The organism is Pontibacter vulgaris, from assembly GCF_022758145.1.
In the GTDB taxonomy this organism is placed as follows: Bacteria; Bacteroidota; Bacteroidia; order Cytophagales; family Hymenobacteraceae; genus Pontibacter; species Pontibacter vulgaris.
Map to the genome: position 1 here is coordinate 247,392 of NZ_JAJVDH010000003.1, position 23,936 is coordinate 271,327.

Consider the following 23,936-nt stretch of genomic DNA (forward strand, 5'->3'; position numbering starts at 1 on the left):
TCGTGCATTTCACAATTTTTTCTTATTCATTAAATCCCGGAACAATTATGTTCAGAGGAATTACTTTGGTTTTTCTCGGAGCTTGCAGCTTCGGAATACTCTCGACTTTTGTAAAATTAGCATATAAAGAAGGCTTTACCTTGGGTGACGTAACAGGCACTCAGGTATTATTTGGGTTGATTTTTCTTTGGGTGATCGTGCTGTTGCGCCAGCTGCTGGGCAGCAAAAGCAACGGCGCTTCATTCGGAGAAAAGCTTAAACTGGCTGCTATGGGCACCAGTACAGGCTTAGTAAGCATCTTTTATTACAAATGCGTGCAAACTGTACCGGCCTCTATCGCTATACTTTTGCTCATGCAATTTACCTGGATGAGCCTGGTAGTAGAAGCCATTATGAAACGTAAATTGCCCAAACTATCGCAGGTAGCCACCGTGCTGCTGGTATTGTTTGGCACCGCTTTAGCCGGCAGGCTTTTCTCAGGTTCGTTAACTGATTTCGACTGGCATGGCATTGGTTTCGGATTGCTGGCTGCGTTTTGTTATACTTTGTTTTTAACGGTAAATGGCTCGGCTGGCAATAACATGCACCCCACTACTAAAAGCGCACTTATACTTACAGGTGCCTGTGTATTGGTTTTGTCTGTGTTTCCGCCGGAGTTCCTGGTTAACGGTGCGCTTGCAAAAGGCCTCTGGAAATGGGGAATCATACTTTCGCTATTCGGCACGGTAATACCACCGTTGTTTTTTGCTTATGGCATTCCGCGCATTGGTTTGGGACTGAGTGCTATACTTAGCTCTGCTGAGTTGCCGGTAGCCGTGCTCATGTCGAGCATAGTATTACAGGAGGAAGTATGGCCGGTGCAATGGTTAGGTGTAGCCATCATTCTGGCAGCTATCACACTTTCAAATTTGCATTCTATCCGAAAAACAAAACAGGCAACGCAATTGGCAACTGCTTAATGTTTAATTTAAATAATAGCATATGAAAAGATAATAAAGATTTTGGGTTGATTTTAGTGAGATGGCCGGGCAATAATGTCAGGCCATTTTGCTTTTATACCTACATATAATTAGAGGTTGATCCACATGATTTTGTAAGTATAAAGTATACTAAACTGCTTGTTTGCAAGGTTAATAAAAGAGACCGGAGATTTTAGAAAATGAAGTCAGGAATTTGGCGACTGAAAAATATAAAGTTTTCGTACAGCAGAACTTTAAAGCGTTACAAACAACATGAAAACAATCACCTCTTTTTTCCTGATAGCTTTCCTCCTTATCGGTTATTCATCATCGGCACAGTCTTACGAGGCATGGCTTAAATCGGCAGGTAAGAAACCTCAAAAGACAACGACTAAAACGTCTACTAAAACCACAAAGGAAACTGCAGCAAAGTCTGCTACTGCGCCTGTTGGTATGTTTACCGGAACAATACCATGCGCCGATTGCGAAGGTATACTGATGGAGCTTTCTGTAAAAGGCACTCCAAAAGACCAGAACCGCTCGTTTATACTTAAGCAGACCTACCTGGGCAAGCCTGCCGGCAAAAATACATTTACAAGCAGTGGCACGTGGTTTTTAGCAAAGGGCAACAAGCAAGATCCAAAAGCTATGGTACTGCAACTTATCCCGAAAGGCAATTACGAGCCTATTTACCTGTTGCAAGCCGGCAACTCGCAGCTAAAAATGCTGGACCATCAGCAAAACGAGATCAAGAGCAAGCATAACTATACCCTCCAGAAAAGGTAAGTATAACCTGATATTTGTGCGCACTAAGGTGGACGTGTTTCCGGTAATTTGCGTTATTTTGCAACCTCAAACACAAAACTACCAACCATGGCACGTTACCTTACCGGAATCCAGAGCACAGGCAGGCCCCATTTGGGCAACCTGTTAGGCGCTATTATTCCTGCCGTAGAGTTATCCAGAACCACAGAGCAGGAGTCGCTATACTTTATAGCTGATTTGCACTCGCTTACAACCATCCGCGATGCGGAGTTGCTGCGACACAACACGTATTCTGTGGCGGCTGCCTGGCTTGCTTTTGGATTTGATACTGAAAAAAACGTTTTCTACCGCCAGTCGGATGTGCCGATGGTTACAGAACTATCCTGGTACCTGAGCTGCTTTGCGCCTTTCCCGATGCTGGCCAATGCACACTCTTTCAAGGATAAATCGAACCGCCGAGGCCTGGCCGATGTGAATGCCGGATTATTTACTTACCCGGTACTGATGGCTGCTGACATACTGATGTACGATGCCAATTTTGTACCTGTAGGTAAAGACCAGATCCAGCACCTGGAAATTACCCGCGACTTAGCCAGCAGCTTTAATCACATCTATGGCGAAACGTTTGTACTGCCGGAGGCAAAGACAGACGAAGCCGTGATGACGGTGCCAGGTATAAACGGCGAAAAGATGAGCAAGTCGTATGGCAATATCATCGATATTTTTGAGGCAGATAAACCGCTGCGCAAAACCATCATGAGCATTGTTACAGACAGCACGCCACTGGAAGAGCCAAAGAACCCGGACGACGATACAACTTTTAAAATCTATAGTTTGCTGGCCTCACCTGCCGATGTGGAAACCATGCGCAACAACTACCTGAATGGCGGCTATGGTTACGGCCACGCCAAGCAGGCATTGTATGAGCTGATCATTACCAAGTATGCCCAGGAGCGCGAGCTGTTTAACTACTACATGAACAACCTGCCTGAGCTGGACAAGAAGCTACAGGAAGGCGCTGAAAAAGCGAAAGCAATTGCAGCTCCGGTATTGCAGCGCGTTCGCCAGAAACTGGGTTTTTAATTTTATACTTATACTTTAAAGCACCAGCGGCAGCCTCTGAGTAGGCTGCCGCTTTTGTTTTATACTTACTCTTATCGACTATGCATCGGTTCTAAGTATAAAAAGCATAAAAAAAGCCCCACTATATGTGGAGCTTCGAAATAAATTTTACTTAGCGTGATGCAGATTATGATAATCTTTCATTAACTGCATTATACCTCTTCTACCTTCCTGAACATAACTAATAATTTCGTTGTTCTGTCTGATTTGTCAACCAAGCCAGTAACATAACCCTAATACATAATCTGAAAATTATTTTATCTCTATAATTCGTTCTTCAAAGGCCAGTGCGTTTTCGGCTGTTACTTCCTTTGTTTCTATACTATAGATGATCCAGCCCGAACCATGTACGCGAGCTGATGTTCTGGTTTCGTTTTGCAGCGGAGGTAAATCGCCAGGCTTTAAAGCTTTCGCACCAGTGCCTGCCGCCATTTTATTAAGGAAAGCATAGGTAGCATCTGTTAATTGTTTGCTATCCACGATCTGCCACATCCGGATTATAGCGTTATTCTCTTCGACATCTATTTCATCCAGGCTTATTGTTACATCGGTATCAAAAGGTTTGCCACCAAAAAGATTTGTAAGCTGAAGTTTCCCGTTTACTTCTTTGCCCAACTCATACTTCGCACCATGGTAAGTATAAAATTGTTGTATGTCTTTTATAGCGCCAGCCTCGATCGCCTCTTTCGTTGTAAACATACTTTCCACCAGGTCTATTGTTTTGTCTATCCCGGGCAAGTGCTTAAACTCCTTTCGCAGGTGCGTGGTACCTCTTTTTATTTCATCCCGAATCTCCTTCCAGTTAACAACTTCTTCAAAAGCGCCCATCTCATTGGTCTTGATAATTACTTTAAGATTGTTTGATATTTCGGCGAGCTTTTTGGTGAACTGATTGTCAGTATCCATTTGTACGCCTCGGTATGCCCATTCTATAGTATAAGACTTGGCAGTAGAGTCTTTTATAGTTACATCAACCTCATACTTTGTAAACTCCCGTTTGGTAGTATCAGCTCCGGATATTCTATATTTCTGGTGTGTGATGAGATATGTTTGCGTTTCGTTTTTGTCCCAGTAGCCAATAACCTGCATAGTAGAATCTTCTACATTTATCTGACCAAAGGCGGTGAAAGAAGCAAAAAGTATAATGGCTAAAAGTAAAAGTTGTTTCATAAAAGGATCAGATTGGTTAAAATTTTATAAACAGATATGCTCTTCAGAGCTGATTAATTTTCATTGATTTTGATGGAAGGAAGATCCGCTGCAATCATCTCCTTTAGGTAGTGGGTTCTGTCTGTTTTCAGGTTCTTCAGGAAAGGTATAATGTTATCTCCGTAACTTCTGCTAGAGTAAGCATAAACAAGTATAGCTTTTTTGTCGGCGCCGGTTTCTATCTGCTTGTATCGGTAAACATTAAATTCTACAATTGCTATTTTATCGTTCTTCTTATCGCTGAGAATAAAATCAACTATAAATTCTTTTCCATCCGGGCTTTCGTTCACCTGGTAATTACATAGTTCATCTGTTTGCTTGCGCTTCGCCAGTTCCTTTACTTTCTGGGCAACAGCCTGTTCAGCCTCCAAGTCTGTAGCAAAAAGGTGTATGGTAAGCATCTGGTTAAAGCTTTCCAGGTTCTCTCCTTTTGGCAGGTATTCCTGTATGTAGTAAATGTCATTGGGTTTATCTGTCCAGACCAGTTCAAATTTGCTTTTATTAAACTTCAACGGCCCTTTTACTGACAGCCTTTCTATAGTGTTATCAGATACAAAAGTGAACGAGAATAAGAAAATGGATAGGATGAGTAAAAGTTGTTTCATAGGTATAGTAAAATTAAGTACTTAGTTAAATTAGAACTAAGCTATAGTTTAAATACGGTTTCGGGCTGCTTTCCTTATTTTTAAGTCTGCACCGAAACCTAATAGCACCAAAGAAATACTTGCCAATGGTCCAGAATAAAGGCATGCCAAAATAGTTTGCCCATCGCCATTGCACGCTAAGTCAACCCCAAGAATTAAAATGAGAGCGGCTGTATTAACTAAAGTATAGATAGCAAGATTAAAAACGCGGAAGCTTTCTTTTACTGCATTTTTACCTTTGGATAATTTCTGGTCAAGCCTGTTAAAATAATTTAAAACTATAAGTACAGTCAAAGCTATAGAAGCAAAAAGCACTAATTTATAGCTTGTCTCACAGTTAAATATTTTACCCGTTATAAAATCGGCGACTAATGCGGCAGGAATAATTGTTGTTATGGGAAAGATGGGTATTAAAGACCAAAGGGCATCATTAAACCCTAACTTAGTGAATCTAAAGCTCATTTCATTTTATCTAATTATCCCATAACTATAGTACAAGCCATAATATTAAGCTGATCTGAACTATAATTAAATACCTAGATTATAGCACAAACAATACGAATTAATATTCAGCTATCACAATATAGCCAAAATTCACAATCAGTCAAGTATAAAAAAAGCCGCACCTGCCAAGGCTTTAATGCTTTGGCAGGTGCGGCTTTATAAAAGGCAGCAAATACTTTTTACTGCTAACTATTTACTGTTAACTGATCACTGTAAAGCTTTATTCGGCAGTCCAGAGTTCGCGTTGCTGGTCGCCGATTAGCACAACAAAGCGGGCTGGGTTAGCTACAAGCAACAGGCGCATCTCAACTCCCGGGAAAGAGTCAGACTCGATCCAGACACCTTCTTTTTCACCGTTTGCGTTAATGTGTTCGCCGTTTAGCGAGCTGGCCAGGTAAGCAGTTGGCAACAAAATATCAGCATCAGACTTTAGCTTACCGTGCACATCTTCCAGCACATCTTCCAGGTCATCGCCAAACTCATCGTTAAAGTCGTCTTCCAGGTCGTGCAATTCTTCTTCAATATCGTCGTAGCGTGCGTCGTTATAGTCAAGCGCGTTCAGTTCTTCCTTCTTTTGAATGATAGCGACAAGAGAGCTGTTTAAGGCAATAGCGTTCATAGCGTGTGTGCGTTATTTTTTACAAAATTGAAATTATGTGCCAGTAATTGCAAGTAAACAGCATGATAATTTACAAACTGAGATTTCAATTTTGTTAAAGCATCAAAAACCGTATTTTTACAGAATTACAATTTAAACTATAAACAAAGCTATGCCAACAGATATTTTGCCATTAAACGGCACCGACCATATCGAGTTTTATGTGGGCAATGCCAAGCAGGCCGCACACTTCTATCAAACAGCATTTGGCTTTAAGCTGGTTGCCTATGCAGGCCCTGAAACAGGCGTGCGCGACCGTGCTTCTTATGTGCTGGTGCAGGATAAGATCCGCTTTGTATTTACCACCGGCATTAGTCCGGAGTCTGATATAGCCCAGCACGTACACCTGCACGGCGATGGCGTAAAGGTTTTGGCCCTTTGGGTTGATGATGCCGAAAAAGCATTTTACGATACAGTAGCCCGTGGTGCAAAGCCAGCCCAGGAGCCTACTACCCTTACAGATGAGTTTGGCGAAGTAAAAGTTTCTGCCATTCATACCTATGGCGAAACCATTCATAAGTTTGTAGAGCGCACCAACTACACCGGGCCATTTATGCCAGGCTTTGTGGCACGCACCTCAGAGCTGCAGGTAGAGCCTGTTGGCCTGAAGTATGTAGACCACTGCGTTGGCAACGTGGAGCTGGGTAAGATGAACGAGTGGGTGAAGTTCTATGAAGATGTAATGGGCTTTAAGCTGCTGCTTACTTTTGATGATAACGACATCAGTACTGAGTATACAGCTTTAATGTCAAAAGTGGTTTCTAACGGAAACGGCTACATTAAATTCCCGATAAACGAACCTGCTGAAGGAAAGAAAAAATCTCAGATAGATGAGTACCTGGAGTTTTACCGTGGTGCTGGTGTTCAGCACATTGCTGTGGCTACCGATAACATCCTTCATACTGTAGAGGAGCTTCGCCGCCGTGGTGTAGAATTCCTGCGTGTGCCGGAAACCTATTACGAAGACCTGCTGGAGCGTGTAGGCCATATAGATGAGGATATGGGAGATCTTAAGAAGCTGAACCTGCTCGTTGACCGTGACGATGAAGGTTACCTGCTGCAGATCTTTACAAAGCCTGTAGAAGACCGCCCAACCGTGTTCTTCGAGATAATTCAGCGCAAAGGTGCCCGCTCTTTCGGTAAAGGCAATTTTAAAGCTTTGTTCGAAGCTATTGAGCGCGAGCAGGCCCTGCGTGGCAACCTTTAACAGGTTATTAAAGTATAGTCCGTTGTAAAACGGAAACTAAATTACTTTATCTTGATATTCCTATATCACACCAGTTCTTCCTCAGGTGCCAGCGGCACAGCAAGGGTTGGTGTGATTTTTTGTCCCTACGCACATGCATACATTACAACAAGAATCACCGACTATGCTAGAAACAGCAATACAGCAAAAAGTTGACTCCTGGCTTACAGGCAACTATGATGAAGAAACTAAAACCGAAATAAAAGGCTTACTGGAGCGTAACGAACACGAAGCGCTATCGGATGCTTTTTACAAAGACCTGGAGTTTGGAACAGGCGGGCTGCGCGGCATTATGGGTGCAGGCAGCAACCGCATGAACCGCTATACATTGGGTATGGCAACACAGGGCCTCTGCAACTACCTGAAGCAAAACTTCCCTGGCCAGCAGGTAAAAGTGGCCATCGCACACGATAGCCGCAACAATTCTGATGTCTTTGCCCGCATCTCGGCTGGTATTTTCTCGGCAAATGGCATTAAAGTATACTTATTTGAAGCGCTACGCCCTACCCCACAGCTTTCGTTTGCGATCCGCCATTTGGGTTGCCAGAGTGGCGTGGTGGTAACAGCATCGCATAACCCGAAAGAGTATAACGGTTACAAAGTATACTGGAACGATGGCGCACAGGTAACTTCTCCTCACGATAAAAACATCATAGCTGAGGTAAACAAGATCACTTCTATTGATGAAGTTAAGTTTGAGCCAGTTCCGGAAAATATTGAGATGGTTGGTGCCGAACTGGATGAAGCTTACATTAACAAAGTAGTTGGCCTTTCTATTTCGCAGGATGCCATCAAAAACCAGCACGACCTGAAAATAGTTTACACGCCGCTGCACGGCACCGGTATAACCTTAGTGCCGCGTGTGCTGGAGCGTTTTGGTTTTACCAACATCAACGTTGTAGATGAGCAGGCTGAGCCAAACGGCAACTTCCCGACTGTAGTTTACCCGAACCCGGAAGAAAAAGAAGCCATGACGCTGGCCCTGAAGAAAGCTGCCGCCATAGATGCTGATATCGTACTGGCAACCGACCCGGATTCTGACCGCGTAGGTATAGCTGTTAAAAACCCGAAAGGCGAGTTTGTGTTGCTTAACGGTAACCAGACCGGTGCTCTATTAATCAATTACCTGCTGTTGGCATGGCAGAAAGCCGGCAAACTTACGGGCAAAGAGTTTGTGGTTAAAACTATTGTTACCACCGACCTGATTGAGAAAATCGCCCAAAGCTATAACGTTACCATGTATGAAACGCTTACAGGCTTTAAGTACATTGCTGAAAAGATCCGTGAGGTAGAAGGCAAGGAACTATACATTGGCGGCGGCGAAGAAAGCTACGGCTACATGATCGGCGATTTTGTGCGTGATAAAGATGGCATTTCGGCTTGCGCCCTGATAGCTGAAATGGCTGCAGTTGCCAAAGACAGAGGCCAGAGCCTGTACGAAATGATGGTGGAAATGTATACCAAGTATGGTTTCTATAAAGAGGAACTGGTATCGTTCACTAAAAAAGGACAGCGCGGCGCCGAAGAAATTCAGCAGATGATGGCCGATATGCGCGCTAACCCGCCACAAACGATTGCTGGATCCAGAGTAGTTGAAGTTAGCGATTATAAACTAAGCACCCGCAAAAACCTGATTACCGGCGAAGAAACTAAGCTTGATCTGGAAAGCTCGAACGTGTTGCAATACATGACCGAAGATGGAAGCAAAATATCTGCCCGCCCGTCTGGCACTGAGCCTAAAATCAAATTCTACATCAGCGTGAACGAGCCCTTAAGCTCAGCTGCCGAAGCCGATGCTACGGAGCAGAAACTGAATCAGAAGATCGAACAGATACTGGTAGATCTGAAACTGAAGTAAGAATCTATTCTTCTTTTTAATGCCTGAGTTACTGCTTTTGTTACTCAGGCATTATTTTTTCATGAATATGATTCTTAAATTACTTCTCAAAATATTTATATGGGTAAACACATCCATTTTTCTAATGACAGAATAGGTGAGCTTCATACTATGATGCCTGGGGCTATGGATAACTATAAACTGACTAAACCAAATGGAGATCTGTTCTTAACGTATGGGCGAGCTGTTGATAACACCTATATCTATGCCTATTGGACTGGCCGCCAGAACCTGGATACCGTAAAAAAAGGTGGAAATAATTACTTAACCATGATGAAGGAGCAGCCATGTCCTAAGTTACTGAACAGCCATAAAGAATTGATTGGTCCCTGGGATGTTGCAAATGACTGGATAACTACTGAATGGACACCAAAAGCTGTTTCCTTGGGTCTGCGTTATATGGCCCAGGTGCTAGCTCCAGGGGTATATGGCCAGATGTCATTTCACCAGCTGCACCAACGTATAGGTGACCTGCTGGAGATAAAGATGTTTGATACTAACGAGGATGCTGAGCAGTGGCTACTTAATTTACCTTAACACATTACGTTTATATCTCTCCTTTTTAAGCATAATAGCAGTCAGCTATACCTGAAGTATGGATACTTTATTTACACAGATCAGTGATGTAATCAGGCATCGCCGCACCACCAAACCACCTAAGATGAACGGGCAGCGCGTACCAGATGAGCAAATAGGGCAACTACTTGAACTGGCGGATTGGGCACCTACTCACGGACATACAGAACCATGGCGCTTTAAAGTATATGCCGGAGATAAAGTAAAAGATTTCTGCCTTTCCCATGCCGAGCTTTATAAACACCAAACCGATCCTGAGAAGTATACCGAGGAAAAGTATGAAAAGCTCCTGCACATGGGTGACCTGGCTTCGCATATAATTGTGGCCTATATGCACCGTGGTAACTTGCCTAAAATTCCGGCACTGGAAGAAATTGCTGCAACAGCATGTGCCATCCAAAATATACTTCTGGGCGCATCTGCTCTGGGTATTGCCAGTTACTGGGGCTCCGGCGGCATGGCTTACCATCCTGCTATGAAAGAAATGCTGCAGCTTCGCGAAGAAGATGTTGTGTTAGGTATTTTATACTTTGGATATTCTGATAATCCGGCTCCTGCAGGTAAAAGAGTAATTCCGCTAAAGGAAAAAGTGGAGTGGGTGAGCTGATTATTCTCCTGCTACTCTCGAAACAAGTCCAGGATCTTCGACTTCAAAGGAAGAACTATGCGCTATTACCACTTTTTCTATCATCCCAAGCGCTTTCCGAGGGATCTTAATCAGCCAAAGTATAAGCCCACCCCTGCGCCCCTCCGAGGAGGGGAATTCCGATGATGATGTTTTGAAAGTATAGTTTCATAGTTATAGTCCAACCACCCCTAGTCCCTCCTTGTTTAAGGCGGGGAGTTTTTACAGCCTATTCTAGAATTGTAAGTATAGTTTCATTTGTACTTCATTTACACCCCTATTGTGCTGTGCTCGCAAGCTTCGAACTCGCTTTCTCACTTGTCCTCAAGGGGATAGTCTGCTTTTGTTATACTTGCAGCTATAGCTCTATAGAAACAGTACTCGCGCGGACAGGTCACGACCTGTCCCTACATTTATACTTGGTTTCCAGTTGTATAGTCGCTAACGAAGCAGTATCCAATCCAGTCCTAAGGTTAAGCGCCTTGTGAGATTCCGGTGCCGCAGCATTTCGAGGTACGAGAAAAGGAAGGGAACACAGCGCGATGCCTTTATCGAGGGCCCCTACCCCCAGGACGAGGCCTCCCGGCCTGGAGGGCACCAACGCAAACTATAAAACGATAGGTAAGTAAAGCTCCCAGGATAACAAGTAACTATGAAAGTATAGCTTAGTCCAGGCAAGTATAAACCTCAACTATAGAACATATAAGATTTCTTGGCTCTCGCTCAAAATGACACAAGTATAAAATAAAAAGCCGCTGACATATATGCACAGCGGCTTTCCCAACCTTGGCTAAAGTTGAAATTTATACTTTAAAACGGTGGCTCTTCATCGAAATTAGAAGTCGGGAAACCTCCGCCACCTTTGCTGCCATCATTCATGCGGCTACCCAAACGTATAGCACCTGGTGTTTCGGCATCAAAGGTACTGTTAGGCAAAGCATTAAAAGAGTTCATGCTATCGCCACCAAAATCATTATCAAGATTGGTAAACTTGGTATACTTACCGATGAACTTCAACTGCACATTTTCTAGAGAACCGTTACGGTGCTTGGCAATGATAACCTCACCTACTCCGGCTGTAGGGTTACCCATTTCATCTTCGGTAATACCGTAATATTCCGGACGGTACAGGAAAAGCACCATGTCGGCATCCTGCTCAATAGATCCCGATTCACGAAGGTCGGAAAGCTGCGGTCTTTTATCGCCACCACGGGTTTCCACGGCACGGCTCAGCTGCGAAAGGGCAATTACCGGCACACTTAATTCTTTTGCCAGCATTTTCAGGGCTCGCGAAATAGAGGCAATTTCCTGTTCACGGTTACCGCTGCTTTTACCATCTGCGTTACCGCTCATCAGCTGCAGGTAGTCAATAATGATCATCTGAATATCAAACTGCGCTTTCAGACGACGGCATTTGGTGCGCAACTCACGAATCGAAAGACCCGGCGTATCATCAATAAAGATCGGGGCTTCTGTAAGCTTAGAAATTTTATGGTTAAGCTGCGCCCACTCGTATTCTTCCAGGCTTCCTTTTTTGATCTTTTCAGAATCAAGTTCGGCTTCGGAAGAAATAAGACGGTTAACCAGCTGCAGCGACGACATCTCGAGTGAGAAAATCGCAACACCTTTTCTGAAATCTACCGCAGCATTGCGCAGGCAGGATAACACGAAGGCCGTTTTACCCATCGCAGGGCGGGCAGCAAGTATAATTAAGTCAGATTGTTGCCAGCCGGAAGTTACGCGGTCCAGGGCAACCATGCCGCTTGGTACGCCTGTTAAACCATCGGTCTGCTTGCGTTTTTCTTCAAGTTCCTTCAATGCCTGGTGCATTAAAGAACGCATATCGTCGAAGTTTTTGCGGATGTTGGATTCCGATACTTCGTAAAGTTTTGCCTCTGTTTTATCCAGCAGTTCGAAAACGTCCGTAGTATCTTCAAAAGCACTGGAAAGTACTTCGGATGAAATCGAGATCAGGTCGCGCTTAATGGAGTTTTCCGTGATGATACGGGCGTGATACTCAATGTTGGCGGCCGAGTTAACGCGCATGGTAAGCTGCGTTACATAATAGGCGCCACCAGCCAGCTCGAGCTCGCCGCTAGAGCGAAGTTCCTGCGTTACCGTCAGGATATCAATTGGCTCCGACTTATCGAACAGGGCAAGTATAGCTTTAAAAATTCGCTGGTGAGCTTCTTTGTAAAAGCTTTGCGGGCGCAAAATATCAATTACAGTTGTCAAAGCATCTTTTTCCAGCATCAGAGCGCCTAAAACGGCCTCTTCCAAATCTAGTGCTTGCGGGGGCTTTTTACCCAATTCCGACACAGCTGGCGCTTTTTTGTTCCAGTTGTTCCGGTTGGCCGTTGGCCGCACGTTCATTTTCATCTCCTCCATAAGCACAAATTTAAAAAGTAAGCATCCCAAGTAATCCACAAATTACAGAAGATATCCACATATTAGCGTATAGCTATTTTTATTTAATTAAGTAATTATAATTTTGTCGGTTTGCTAACAAACTAGCAGGTATATGGAGAAGAAGGAATTTAAACGCATCCACCTGATTGCGGTTGGAGGAAGTATAATGCACAACCTTGCATTAGCTTTACATGATAAAGGTTTGGAAATCAGTGGTTCAGATGATGAAATTTTTGAACCTGCCAAAAGCCGGCTTGCCGCTGCAGGCATCCTGCCAGAACAGGAAGGCTGGTTTCCGGAGAAAATAACACCCGAAACGGATGCCGTTATACTTGGCATGCACGCCCGCCCGGATAACCCGGAGCTACAGCGTGCCCAGGAACTGAACATCCCGATCTATTCTTTCCCGGAATTTATTTACGAGCAGAGCAAAGACAAGCAGCGCATCGTAATTGGTGGCAGCCATGGCAAAACGTCCATCACTTCCATCATCATGCACGTGCTCAAGTATACGGGTCGTAAGTTTGATTATGCCGTTGGCGCACAACTCGAAGGTTTTGACCGCATGGTAAAACTGACGGAAGATGCCCCTATCATCATAATTGAAGGCGATGAATACCTATCAGACCCGATCAAGCGCATACCAAAGTTTCATTTGTACCACCATCATATCGGCGTTATCAGCGGCATCAGCTGGGATCATATCAACGTTTTCCCGGACCCTGAAATGTACCGCGAGCAGTTCCGCATTTTCGCTGAAATGACGCCAAAAGCCGGTGTTCTTATCTATGATAAAGATGATGAGCAGGCACAATTGGTTAGCGTACCCCGCAACCCTGCCGATGTTACCTACATTGGCTATTCGGTGCACGAGCATTCCATTAAGCACGGTAAAACTATACTTCATACTAAAAAAGACGGCGATATAGAGATACCGCTTTTCGGCGAACACAACCTGCGCAATATCAACGCGGCCAAAGAGGTTTGTAAAAAGATCGGTATTAAGGCGCACGATTTTTACCACGCATTGCGCAGCTTTAAAGGCGCAGCCAAACGCCTGGAAAAATTAGGAGAAAATGCACATACGGTAATTTTCCGCGATTTTGCTCATGCACCTTCAAAAGTAAGGGCCACTACTGCAGCTGTTAAAAAGCAGTATCCGCAGAGAGAGCTTGTAGCCTGCCTGGAGTTGCATACTTTCAGCAGCCTGAACAAAAACTTTTTGCCACAGTATGCCGGCGCGCTCGATACGGCAGACGAAGCCATTTTATACTTCAACCCGAAAACAATAGAGCACAAACGCATGGAAATGCTGACTGAGGCCGAGTTGAAGGATGCTTTCAAAAACCCGCGCCTGCAGGTATACACCGACTCCGAAGCACTGAACAATTACCTGAAAAGCCGCAGCTGGAGCAATGCCAACCTGCTGCTGATGAGCTCAGGCAACTATAATAACACCAATTTAGAGGAGCTGACAAAGGCGGTTCTATAACCCACATACTTTCTATATGAAACTGAACCTGAAGCGTCCTATTGTTTTCTTCGACCTCGAAACCACAGGCACCGACATCTGCAAAGACAGAATTGTAGAGATCAGCGTGCTTAAAATTAAACCGGATGGTGAAGAGATCCTGAAAACACGTCGTATCAACCCGACTATTCCAATTCCGCTGGAGTCGAGCCTGATACACAAGATTTATGACGAGGATGTGCAGGACTGCCCTACTTTTAACCAGATTGCGAAAGATCTGGATCAGTTTCTGAAAGGCTGCGACCTGGGTGGCTATAACCTGGTGCGTTTTGATATTCCGTTGCTGGCCGAAGAGTTTCTGCGTGTAGGCATCGACTTTGACATTGATAACCGCCATGTAGTAGATGTATGCAGGGTGTTTCATATGATGGAGCAACGTACACTGTCTGCAGCTTACAAATTCTACTGCGATAAATCGCTGGAAAATGCCCACAGCGCTGAAGCCGATACACTGGCAACTTACCACATCCTGATGGCGCAACTGGACCGTTATGAAAATACCCCGATAGAAAGTAAAGAAGGTATAGAGGAGTTTCCTGTTCAGAACGACATGGGCCAATTGCACAAATTCACGTTCCAGAAAACAGCTGACTTATCGGGCCGTATCGTGTACAACAATGCCGGGCAGGAAGTTTTTAACTTTGGCAAGTATAAAAATGTATCAGTGGAAGATGTACTGAAAAAAGAGCCGAGTTATTATGACTGGATGATGAAAGGCGAGTTTCCGCTTTACACCAAAAAGATCCTTACACGTATCCGGTTGCGTAACATGAAAGTTTCTTAAAATTTATACTTCATTAAAAAAAATAAGGGCTGCCAGGTATAAACTGGCAGCCCTTATTTTTTTTTAATGAAGTGCTTAAGGCTTCGGTTTTTCCTGGCCCTGGCGGGTATTGCTAAGCCTTACTCCTTTTAAAAGGGCGTTTTGCTGGCTTACTTTATGCTCGCAGTTGCTGCCCGGCACTCGGCTGGAGCATTCGCAACCCACAATTTTATTACCTACAAAGGTAAAATAACAAAAATCGCAACCATGAGAAGCCTGGCATATATGTTTGGAACCCTTGCTGCTTAAGTATAAACTGTTATCAGAAGCTACATCCAGCTCCAGCGCCATCGATTGGAAAGAACCGTTTCGGATACCAAGTCCTACCAGATAATAAGCCGGCTTATCGGCTTTGGTTTCCTGTACTTTCCGGATCATTACCTTATCAACTACGGTGCCGTTGCCAAACTCTTTTATAAATGGCTGCATCAGTTCCTGCCTGGGCACAATATAATCCACACTATCAAAAACCACCTGCGCCAGTAACTGGCCGTCGTATTTTTCAACCGGCATTTCTCCTTCGGCTGCTACCGGGTCTTCACTTTCTTCCGGAAAAGACTCACGGCGTGTACAGGCTGCTGCCAGCAGCAGCAGCAATGACAAAACATAGAAAGACAGTTTAGCAGTCCGGCTTTCTACAGGGTGGTTTCTGATCATGTAGTTTTCGTGAGGTTTTTATTTCTTATAGTATTTCATGGCTTCCGGCATAAACCTCTTCAGGTCTGCCTGGCGTGTACCAGCACTCGGGTGAGTAGAAAGGAATTCAGGTGGCGCCTGTCCGCCTCCGTTAGCCTCCATACGCTCCCAGAACGGAATAGCTTCCTGCGGGTTGTAACCTGCCATTGCCATAAATACAAGGCCTAATTTATCAGCTTCGCTTTCCTGGGTACGGCCATACTTAAGTAAACCTAAAGTTGAGCCAACACCATAAACGGCCATCACTAAATTCTGGGCTGTTCCGGGTTGTGCGCCTGCCAAAGCGGCCAGTGTCTGTCCACCAAATTGCTGAGCCAGTTGCTGGCTCATGCGCTCGTTACCGTGCTTGGCAATAGCGTGGGCAATCTCGTGTCCCATTACGACGGCAAGGCCTGTTTCGTTTTTAGCTACCGGTAATAAACCTGTATAAACAACAGTTTTACCGCCTGCCATGGCCCAGGCATTAACCTGTTTGTCCTCTATCAGGTTAAACTCCCACTGAAAACCCTGCAACTCGCTTGACAAGTTGTTCTGAGCCATATATTGCTCCACAGCCCGCTGTATGCGTTGGCCGGCACGTTTAACCATGGCCGTAGCCTGTGCATCTCTCGATAGTTTATGTTCTTTCAGGAATTGGTCGTAGGCATCGTAACTTAATTGCTGCATCTGCGCATCCGATACCAGGTTAAGCTGTCTGCGACCTGTGATAGGTACTGTGGTACAGGACACCATCATCACAACAGCTATTGAAAATGAAATAATTTTCTTGTACATGATTTTAAAATTTAATGGCTTTTAAAAATATGATTCAAATTTTGAACCAAAATTTCCAAACCCAAATGTAAGTATAATTAATATTAGCTTAATTCTATACTTTGGCAGCTTACCTAAATATTAAAACCTCAGGATCAACCACTAACAATAGTGCAATTAAGCTAATGAAGTATACGCTAGCCGTAATATAAAATGTTATGCCCTGCAGGCCTGCAATATTCGCAGCAATTCATAGTTTAAGTATAGTAACAGGCAGTTTGTAAACATTCAGAAGCCTTTACGTATGAAGCTTTTTGCATGCCTGTATTTAATAATGCATAATTTTTATGTACAAAAACGATAGAAAGCCTATTTTTGAGAAACAGAATTTCTAACGCACCCTAAATGAAAATAGTAGCCATCGGCCGCAACTATGCCGACCATATAGCTGAACTTAAAAATGAAGTACCCGAGGAGCCTGTCATATTCTTTAAACCCGACACTGCCATACTTCGCAACAACGAGCCTTTTTATTACCCGGAATATAGCCAGGACATCCACCACGAGGTTGAGTTGATTTTGCGCATCTGCCGCGAAGGAAAGAACATCGACCCTAAATTTGCCGGCAAATATTACGATGCCATTGGCTTGGGTATAGACTTTACAGCCCGCGACCTTCAGGCTAAAGCGAAAGCAAAAGGCCTGCCCTGGACGCTGGCAAAAGGTTTTAACGGATCAGCGCCAGTTTCTGAGTTTCTGCCACTAAGCGAGTTTCCGGATCTGAATAATATCAATTTCAGGTTAGATGTGAATGGGGTTACAAAGCAGCAAGGCAACTCAGGCATGATGCTGCATAAGTTTGATACGATTATCGCCTACATTTCGCGCTTTATAACGCTTAAAACCGGGGATATCATTTTCACGGGTACGCCGGCAGGTGTTGGCCCTGTACAGCTTGGCGATAGATTGGAAGGGTATGTTGAAGCTAAAAAACTTTTGGATTTTGAAATTAAATAAGCACCTTTCTCTTTTTATACTTTCAGTATTTACCAGCCTTGGGGTATTAGCACAATCTATGCCCCAGACAGGTTATTTTATGTTCCCGATTAAGCCCGGCGAGCGCAATTACCTTTCCGGTTCTATGGGCGAAATCCGCTCAAACCACTTTCATGGCGGCATCGATATTAAAACCGATCAGCGCGAAGGCTTGCAAGTATTTGCATCTGCAGATGGTTATGTATCGCGTGTAAAGGCATCAACTTACGGCTACGGAAACATTATTTATATAACGCACCCAAACGGCCTGGTTACCACTTACGCGCACTTGCTGTCGTTTTACGAGCCGCTTGCAAATTATATATTGCAGAAGCAGTACGAGAAAAAAACGTTTGAGCTGGAGTTATTCCCTGAGCCTAACCAATTCCCGGTAAAGCGTGGGCAAATTATCGGCCTTTCCGGCAACACCGGTGGCTCGGGCGGGCCTCACTTGCACTTCGAGATCCGCGATAAAGAAGACCGCCTCTATAACCCGCTAAAGTATGGCTTTGCTGAAATCATAGACAATATAGCCCCCGATATTTATACGTTGGGAGTGCTTCCCTTAAGTATCCATTCACGCATCAACAAAGAATTCAACCGCTTTGAGTTTAAGCCGATAAAGGAAGGCAACAACTATACTTTAGCCGATACTGTTTTTGCAAATGGCCTTATAGGTTTTGAAATGCAAACTACCGACCGTTATGATGGTACTGCCAACAGAAACGGAACGCAGGAAGTAACGGTATTCGTGAACAACAAACCATTGTATAACCACCTGATAGACCAGGTACCGTTTGAGTTGTCGCGCCAGGTTTCGCAACACATCAACTATACCTTGTATAAGCGTCAGAACCGCACATTCCAGAAATGCTTTGTGGATTATGGTAATGACCTGCCGCTTTATACTGCGCCCCAAAATCGTGGCCGCCTGAGCGTACACCCAGATTCTACTTACCAGGTGCGTATCGAGGCCAAGGACTCTTATAATAATACTTCTACCTTAAACTTTATCGTTAAGGGCCAGGCACCGAGTTTTACCAAATCTTTATCTACAGCTGTTAAGAAGCCGCAGGTATCGTATGAGATTTTTGGCAATATCCTCAAAATTAACGCCACCGATACTTCCAGCACACCCCGCAACGTAGAACTATACATAAGCGCCAAACGCTACGACCTGGCTCCGAGCTATACCAAGAACTCCACATCGGTTTGCCTTTATGATTTACGCGCCGGTCTGCCTGATTCAATTGGTTTCTGTGGCGCTACAAATAACCTTGAGTTTAACCAGATCGTGCCTCCCGGCCAGGAATTCAATTTCAAGAACCGTTTTGCCAATGTAGTTTTTAACAAAGAAACCCTGTACGATACATTATACCTACAGACAAAGCTGGAAGGCAACGTTTATACTATCGGTGATTTTTACACGCCGCTGCACAAAGCCATGCAGGTAACCATTACACCTGAAAAGCAACCGCTCGATAAAACAAAGGCAGCTGTATACTTTCTGGGTACAGGCCGTGGCCGTGGTATAGTTGGCGGTAAATGGGAAGGCAACAGCATCACCTTCTCATCCAAAAACATGGGTAAGTTCCAGGTGCTGGAAGATGTGAAAGCCCCAACTATAAAACTGCTGAGTAAAAACAAAGATCAGATCAAGTTTAAGATCCGTGACGATCTGTCGGGCATCAACTCTTTTAATGCTTTTGTAAACGGCCAGTGGTTGCTTATGAAGTATGAGCATAAATCTGCCACAATATGGTCTGAGAAATTAGATAAAAGTATACCTTTGTCTGGAGAAGTGATTTTGAAGGTAAAAGATTTAGCCGGCAACGAAGCTACTTTTACCACCACCATCTAACCCGGTACATGGAACTGAAAATAGGCGACAAAGCCCCTGTGTTTGAAGGAACAGACCAGAACGGCAACACCATCAAACTCAGCGACTACAAAGGCAAAAAAGTAATTTTATACTTTTACCCGAAAGATAATACCTCTGGCTGCACGGCCCAGGCCTGCAACCTCCGCGACAATTACGCAGGGCTGCAACAGCAAGGCTACGAGGTAATAGGCGTAAGCACCGACAGCGAGAAGTCGCACCAGGGGTTTATAAGCAAGTATGAGCTGCCTTTCACACTCATTGCCGATACCGATAAGAAGATTGTTGAGCAGTATGGAGTATGGCAGGAAAAATCGATGTACGGGCGGAAGTACATGGGCACCATGCGCTACACGTTTGTTATTGATGAAAACGGCGTGATACAGGATATCATTACGAAAGTTAAAACCGCCGACCACGCTAACCAGATTCTGAGCAAGTAATAAGAAGCGCAGCTGTCCACACGGGCGGCTGCGTTTTTCGTATAGTTAAAACATCATTCTTAATTTATTATTTCTAATTCATAATCAACCAAAGTGAACCCACACAACAAAAGCACTGAAGAACTGAAAGAGATCGCATCACAGGTGCGCCGCGACATCGTGCGTATGGTACACGCCGTAAATTCTGGTCACCCGGGCGGCTCGCTCGGCTGCACCGATTTCCTTGTGTCGCTGTATTTCCGCGTGATGTACCACAACCCGGAATTTAACATGAATGGCAACGGCGAAGACCTTTTCTTCCTGTCTAACGGCCATATTTCGCCGGTTTGGTACAGTGTACTGGCACGCGCTGGTTATTTTGATGTAGCAGAGCTGGCAACGTTCCGCAAGATCAACTCCAGGCTGCAAGGCCACCCAGCCACTGAAGAAGGCTTACCGGGAATACGTGTAGCATCGGGCTCGCTTGGCCAGGGCTTATCGGTTGCACTTGGCGCTGCGCAGGCTAAAAAGCTGAACAACGATCCTAACCTGGTATATGTACTGATGGGTGACGGCGAACTGGAAGAAGGCCAGGTATGGGAAGCTGCCATGTATGCGGCACACCATAAGATGGATAACCTGATTGCTACAGTAGATAATAACGGCCAGCAGATTGATGGCTCTACTGAAGAAGTAATGTCGTTGGGTAACCTGCGTGCTAAATTCGAAGCTTTCGGATGGTTGGTACTGGAAGCCAATGGCAACGATTTCGATTCAATTGTACCAGCCCTGGAAAAAGCAAAAGCTGAAACCGGAAAAGGCAAACCAGTTATGATCCTGATGAACACTGAAATGGGCTTCGGCGTGGATTATATGATGGGCTCGCACAAATGGCATGGTGTTGCTCCTAACGACGAGCAGCTTGAGATTGCACTTCAGCAGCTTGCAGTAAAACAAGCATCAGATTACTAATAAATCACAATGCCTTTCGGGGCTATACTTTCGGTAAAAATTATACTTCCTGGCTTTAGCATATTGGCCATGGCCCACCGGCGCAGTTTATACTTTATACTTTGCATGTTGCTGTTTTTAACAGCAACCGGGGCAGCTTTTGGCCAGGAGAAAAAGCCGCAGCCTAAAACGCGTATCCTCTTTCTGCTCGATGCTTCGGGTAGTATGATGGCCAAATGGGAAGACAGCGACCGCATGTCGGTAGCCAAAGACCTGCTGGCCAACTTAGTGGATTCGCTGGCGCGCTATCAGAATGTGGAAGTAGCCTTGCGCGTGTACGGGCACCAGTTTGGCCGTGAGCGCAACGATTGCAAAGACACAAAGCTGGAAGTACCTTTTGCTGCCAAAAATGCGGAACCGGTAAAGAAAAAGCTACAGCAGATTATACCACGGGGCAATACGCCCATCACGTATTCGCTGCTGCAATCGGCTGGTGATTTTCCGGAAGAGCCTAAAACCCGAAACGTGGTCATACTGATAACAGATGGCCTTGAATCGTGTGGCGGCGACCCTTGTGCCACTTCGCTGGCCTTACAGAAGAAGCGTATTTTTCTGCGTCCTTTTGTAATCGGTATAGGCATTGAGCCGGAGTATGAAAAACAGCTCAACTGCATTGGCCAGTATTTTAACGCGGCTGATATCAAGACCTTTCAGAACGTTTTGAAGGAGATTGTGACGCAGACGCTGAGCCAGACCACCGTACGGGTAGACATAGAAGATGAGCAGGGTAAAACAGTGCAGAGTAACGTAAACATGACGTTCCTGAACGCCCTTACCGGCGAACCTGAGTACAACTATGTGCACTACCTGGGCAGCAATGGCAAAAGCGATATGCTGGATGTAGATGCCCTGCTTACATACGACCTGGTAGTTAATACTGTGCCTCCGGTAATAGAACGCAACCTGAAAATCGTGCCCGGCAAGCATAATGTTTTCACGGTTAAGGCGCCGCAAGGCGAGCTATACTTGCGCCAGGACGGCCCTTTGCCTTACGGCAGGCTGGATGCCATTGTGCGGGTACAGGATAAGGACCGTACATTAAATGTGCAGTCTTTTGGTAGCCGGCAAAAATACCTGGCCGGTAAGTATGATCTGGAACTTCTGACTTTGCCCCGTATTTATATGCGCGACGTGGAAATAAAACAAGGGCAGACAAACACGATATCGTTCCCTACGCCGGGTCAGCTTTCCATACCTTCCGATATGCAGGGTTACGGTAGTATTTATGCTTTGGAAGACGATGGGTCGCAACGGTGGCTTTATAACCTGCCGGAAAAAAGCAGCAAGATAGTGCTGGCTCTGCAGCCAGGCAAGTATAGATTGGTTTACCGCATGAAAGCAGCCCAAGCAAGTAAATTTACTGATGTGCAGGATTTTACTATCAGAGGGGGTGCAACAACAACTGTAAAAATTTTTAACAGATAATTTAAATGAGCATGCTGCAGAAGTACTAAAACTATAGCATGCTTCATTACTTCTGACCTTTTAGAGATAACTATAAAAATGAAAGACTTTCCTTACACAGAGAAAAAAGACACACGTTCCGGTTTCGGGGCAGGTTTACTGGAGTTAGGCCGCACTAACCCGGATGTAGTGGCCCTGTGCGCCGACTTAACAGGCTCACTTAAAATGGATGCTTTCCAGAAAGAGTTTCCGGAGCGTTTTTTCCAGGTAGGTATTGCCGAAGCTAACATGATGGGTATTGCCGCCGGTATGACCATTGGTGGTAAAATTCCATTCACGGGTACGTTTGCCAACTTCTCTACAGGGCGCGTGTACGACCAGATCCGTCAGTCTATTGCTTATTCTGGCAAGAATGTAAAAATATGCGCTTCGCACGCTGGTTTAACGCTGGGCGAAGATGGTGCAACCCACCAGATACTGGAAGATGTGGGCATGATGAAAATGCTGCCACACATGACTGTAATTAACCCATGCGACTTTAACCAGACCAAAGCAGCTACCATTGCCATTGCTGCCTACGAAGGCCCGGTATACCTGCGCTTTGGCCGCCCAGCTGTGCCTAACTTCACTCCTGCCGATCAGAAATTTGAGATTGGTAAAGCAGTAATGCTGAACGAGGGTACCGATGTAAGTATATTTGCTACAGGCCATTTGGTTTGGAAAGCTATACTTGCTGGCAAGATCCTGGCAGAAAAAGGCATCAACGCCGAAATTATAAATATCCACACCATTAAACCATTGGATGCAGAAGCCATCTTAGCATCTGTGGCAAAAACGAAATGTGCTGTATCAGCAGAGGAGCACCAGCTAAACGGTGGCCTTGGCGATAGCATTGCACAGCTGCTTGGCCGCCAGATGCCATCTCCACTGGAAATGGTAGGTGTAAACGATAGCTTCGGCGAATCGGGTACGCCAGACCAGCTAATGGAAAAGTATGGCCTGAACGAGCAAAGTATAGTTGCTGCCGCAGAGCGCGCCATCAGCAGAAAAAAAGCTTAACAGTAAACAGATATTAGTTACCAGTAAGCATTACTGATATTAGTAACAAGCAGGGAAAGGCTGAAGCAATAGTGCTACAGCCTTTCTTTTTTATAAATGATTACTGTTATTGCTGTATATTCAAAACTGTTCACGGTTTACTACTCCCTGTTAACTGTATAAGTGGAAGATAAAGAGCTTTTAGAGAAATTCGCGAACCCCGAAAGTCGAAACCTGGCCTTTAACCAGCTTGTAAGGAAGTACCAGCAGAAAGTATACTGGCACATCCGCAAGATGGTGATCGACCATGAAGACGCCGATGACCTTACCCAGGAGGTTTTTATTAAAGTATGGAAGAACCTGGAGAATTTCCGCCAGGATGCCCAGCTTTATACATGGCTCTACCGTATTGCCACTAACGAGTGCCTTACTTTCTTATCCAGCAAAAAAAGGAAGTTCTTTCTGCCCATAAACGATGTGGCAGCCGAACTTGCCGAAAAGATAGATTCCTCTCCCGACATTGCCGGCGACGAAATACAATTAAAGTTGCAGAAAGCCCTGCTTCGCCTGCCCGATAAACAGCGCCTGGTCTTTAACATGAAGTATTATGATGACCTGAAGTATGAAGAAATATCGGAGATACTGGGCACTTCGGTGGGTGCATTAAAGGCATCTTATCACCACGCAGTAAAAAAAATTGAAGAATTTCTAAAGCAGGATTAAACTATAG

23 protein-coding genes are annotated in these 23,936 nt (G+C 44.8%); 16 read left to right on the top strand and 7 right to left on the bottom strand.

The genetic code is table 11. The annotated features are described in order from the left end of the window. Positions 1-47: 47 nt before the first annotated feature. From LWP20_RS06435 to trpS, 3 genes are all read left to right on the top strand, one after another. Positions 48-959 (top strand): EamA family transporter, encoded by a 912-nt coding sequence (locus LWP20_RS06435; protein ID WP_242927300.1) that lies wholly within the window; start codon positions 48-50, stop codon positions 957-959. Positions 960-1,232: 273 nt separating this feature from the next. Then, positions 1,233-1,745, top strand: a complete 513-nt coding sequence (locus tag LWP20_RS06440) for a copper resistance protein NlpE (RefSeq protein WP_242927301.1) — start codon at positions 1,233-1,235, stop codon at positions 1,743-1,745. Between the two features lie 87 nt (positions 1,746-1,832). Continuing rightward, entirely contained in the window at positions 1,833-2,807 is a 975-nt protein-coding gene (gene trpS / locus LWP20_RS06445; RefSeq protein WP_242927302.1) for a tryptophan--tRNA ligase, read from the top strand. Between the two features lie 291 nt (positions 2,808-3,098). Here the strand turns inward: trpS and LWP20_RS06450 are convergent, their stop codons facing one another. The 4 genes from LWP20_RS06450 to LWP20_RS06465 form a co-directional block, all read right to left on the bottom strand. Beyond that, positions 3,099-4,016, bottom strand: coding sequence for a hypothetical protein (locus tag LWP20_RS06450; protein WP_242927303.1), 918 nt, complete (start codon positions 4,014-4,016; stop codon positions 3,099-3,101). A gap of 53 nt (positions 4,017-4,069) precedes the next feature. Next, positions 4,070-4,660: an HI_0983 family protein gene (locus LWP20_RS06455; protein ID WP_242927304.1), complete on the bottom strand. Its 591-nt coding sequence runs from the start codon at positions 4,658-4,660 to the stop codon at positions 4,070-4,072. Between the two features lie 48 nt (positions 4,661-4,708). After that, positions 4,709-5,161 carry a hypothetical protein gene (locus tag LWP20_RS06460; RefSeq protein WP_242927305.1) on the bottom strand — a complete coding sequence of 151 codons (453 nt, stop codon included), beginning with the start codon at positions 5,159-5,161 and terminating at the stop codon, positions 4,709-4,711. A 262-nt stretch (positions 5,162-5,423) separates the two neighbouring features. After that, positions 5,424-5,822, bottom strand: a complete 399-nt coding sequence (locus LWP20_RS06465) for a hypothetical protein (protein WP_242927306.1) — start codon at positions 5,820-5,822, stop codon at positions 5,424-5,426. A gap of 151 nt (positions 5,823-5,973) precedes the next feature. Between LWP20_RS06465 and hppD the strand changes: the two genes are divergently transcribed. The 4 genes from hppD (at position 5,974) to LWP20_RS06485 (ending at position 10,187) form a co-directional block, all read left to right on the top strand. Then, the gene (gene hppD, locus LWP20_RS06470) at positions 5,974-7,068 is read left to right on the top strand and encodes a 4-hydroxyphenylpyruvate dioxygenase (protein WP_242927307.1); all 1,095 of its coding nucleotides are present in this window, start codon (positions 5,974-5,976) and stop codon (positions 7,066-7,068) included. 163 nt (positions 7,069-7,231) lie between these two features. Next, complete coding sequence (locus tag LWP20_RS06475; protein ID WP_242927308.1) at positions 7,232-8,965, top strand: phospho-sugar mutase; 1,734 nt, start codon at positions 7,232-7,234, stop codon at positions 8,963-8,965. A 99-nt stretch (positions 8,966-9,064) separates the two neighbouring features. Continuing rightward, positions 9,065-9,541 (top strand): hypothetical protein, encoded by a 477-nt coding sequence (locus tag LWP20_RS06480; protein ID WP_242927309.1) that lies wholly within the window; start codon positions 9,065-9,067, stop codon positions 9,539-9,541. Between the two features lie 58 nt (positions 9,542-9,599). Beyond that, positions 9,600-10,187 (top strand): nitroreductase family protein, encoded by a 588-nt coding sequence (locus LWP20_RS06485; RefSeq protein ID WP_242927310.1) that lies wholly within the window; start codon positions 9,600-9,602, stop codon positions 10,185-10,187. A gap of 828 nt (positions 10,188-11,015) precedes the next feature. Here LWP20_RS06485 and dnaB read toward each other — a convergent pair. Continuing rightward, a complete protein-coding gene (gene dnaB / locus LWP20_RS06490) occupies positions 11,016-12,593 on the bottom strand; it encodes a replicative DNA helicase (RefSeq protein ID WP_437179402.1) in 1,578 nt (525 codons plus the stop codon). A 133-nt stretch (positions 12,594-12,726) separates the two neighbouring features. On the opposite strand from dnaB, the gene LWP20_RS06495 reads away from it, so the two are divergent. Both LWP20_RS06495 and LWP20_RS06500 read left to right on the top strand, forming a co-directional pair. Next, positions 12,727-14,106 carry a UDP-N-acetylmuramate--L-alanine ligase gene (locus LWP20_RS06495; protein WP_242927311.1) on the top strand — a complete coding sequence of 460 codons (1,380 nt, stop codon included), beginning with the start codon at positions 12,727-12,729 and terminating at the stop codon, positions 14,104-14,106. A gap of 16 nt (positions 14,107-14,122) precedes the next feature. After that, complete coding sequence (locus LWP20_RS06500; protein WP_242927312.1) at positions 14,123-14,929, top strand: 3'-5' exonuclease; 807 nt, start codon at positions 14,123-14,125, stop codon at positions 14,927-14,929. Positions 14,930-15,004: 75 nt separating this feature from the next. On the opposite strand, the gene LWP20_RS06505 is transcribed toward LWP20_RS06500, so the two are convergent. After that, complete coding sequence (locus LWP20_RS06505; RefSeq protein ID WP_242927313.1) at positions 15,005-15,625, bottom strand: hypothetical protein; 621 nt, start codon at positions 15,623-15,625, stop codon at positions 15,005-15,007. A gap of 18 nt (positions 15,626-15,643) precedes the next feature. Continuing rightward, positions 15,644-16,438 carry a M48 family metallopeptidase gene (locus tag LWP20_RS06510; RefSeq protein ID WP_242927314.1) on the bottom strand — a complete coding sequence of 265 codons (795 nt, stop codon included), beginning with the start codon at positions 16,436-16,438 and terminating at the stop codon, positions 15,644-15,646. A gap of 384 nt (positions 16,439-16,822) precedes the next feature. On the opposite strand from LWP20_RS06510, the gene LWP20_RS06515 reads away from it, so the two are divergent. From LWP20_RS06515 to LWP20_RS06545, 7 genes are all read left to right on the top strand, one after another. Continuing rightward, positions 16,823-17,434 (top strand): fumarylacetoacetate hydrolase family protein, encoded by a 612-nt coding sequence (locus LWP20_RS06515; protein ID WP_242927315.1) that lies wholly within the window; start codon positions 16,823-16,825, stop codon positions 17,432-17,434. Next, complete coding sequence (locus tag LWP20_RS18300; protein WP_302467596.1) at positions 17,421-19,313, top strand: M23 family metallopeptidase; 1,893 nt, start codon at positions 17,421-17,423, stop codon at positions 19,311-19,313. Before LWP20_RS06515 ends, LWP20_RS18300 begins: the two co-directional genes overlap by 14 nt. An 8-nt stretch (positions 19,314-19,321) precedes the next feature. Next, positions 19,322-19,774 carry a thioredoxin-dependent thiol peroxidase gene (gene bcp, locus LWP20_RS06525; RefSeq protein ID WP_242927316.1) on the top strand — a complete coding sequence of 151 codons (453 nt, stop codon included), beginning with the start codon at positions 19,322-19,324 and terminating at the stop codon, positions 19,772-19,774. 93 nt (positions 19,775-19,867) lie between these two features. Continuing rightward, positions 19,868-20,725, top strand: coding sequence for a transketolase (locus LWP20_RS06530; RefSeq protein ID WP_242927317.1), 858 nt, complete (start codon positions 19,868-19,870; stop codon positions 20,723-20,725). Between the two features lie 69 nt (positions 20,726-20,794). Continuing rightward, on the top strand, positions 20,795-22,189 hold the full coding sequence (locus LWP20_RS06535) for a vWA domain-containing protein (RefSeq protein ID WP_242927318.1): 1,395 nt from the start codon (positions 20,795-20,797) through the stop codon (positions 22,187-22,189). Positions 22,190-22,267: 78 nt separating this feature from the next. Further along, complete coding sequence (locus LWP20_RS06540; protein ID WP_242927319.1) at positions 22,268-23,227, top strand: transketolase family protein; 960 nt, start codon at positions 22,268-22,270, stop codon at positions 23,225-23,227. A 162-nt stretch (positions 23,228-23,389) separates the two neighbouring features. Next, positions 23,390-23,929, top strand: coding sequence for an RNA polymerase sigma factor (locus LWP20_RS06545; RefSeq protein ID WP_242927320.1), 540 nt, complete (start codon positions 23,390-23,392; stop codon positions 23,927-23,929). Positions 23,930-23,936: the final 7 nt, after the last annotated feature.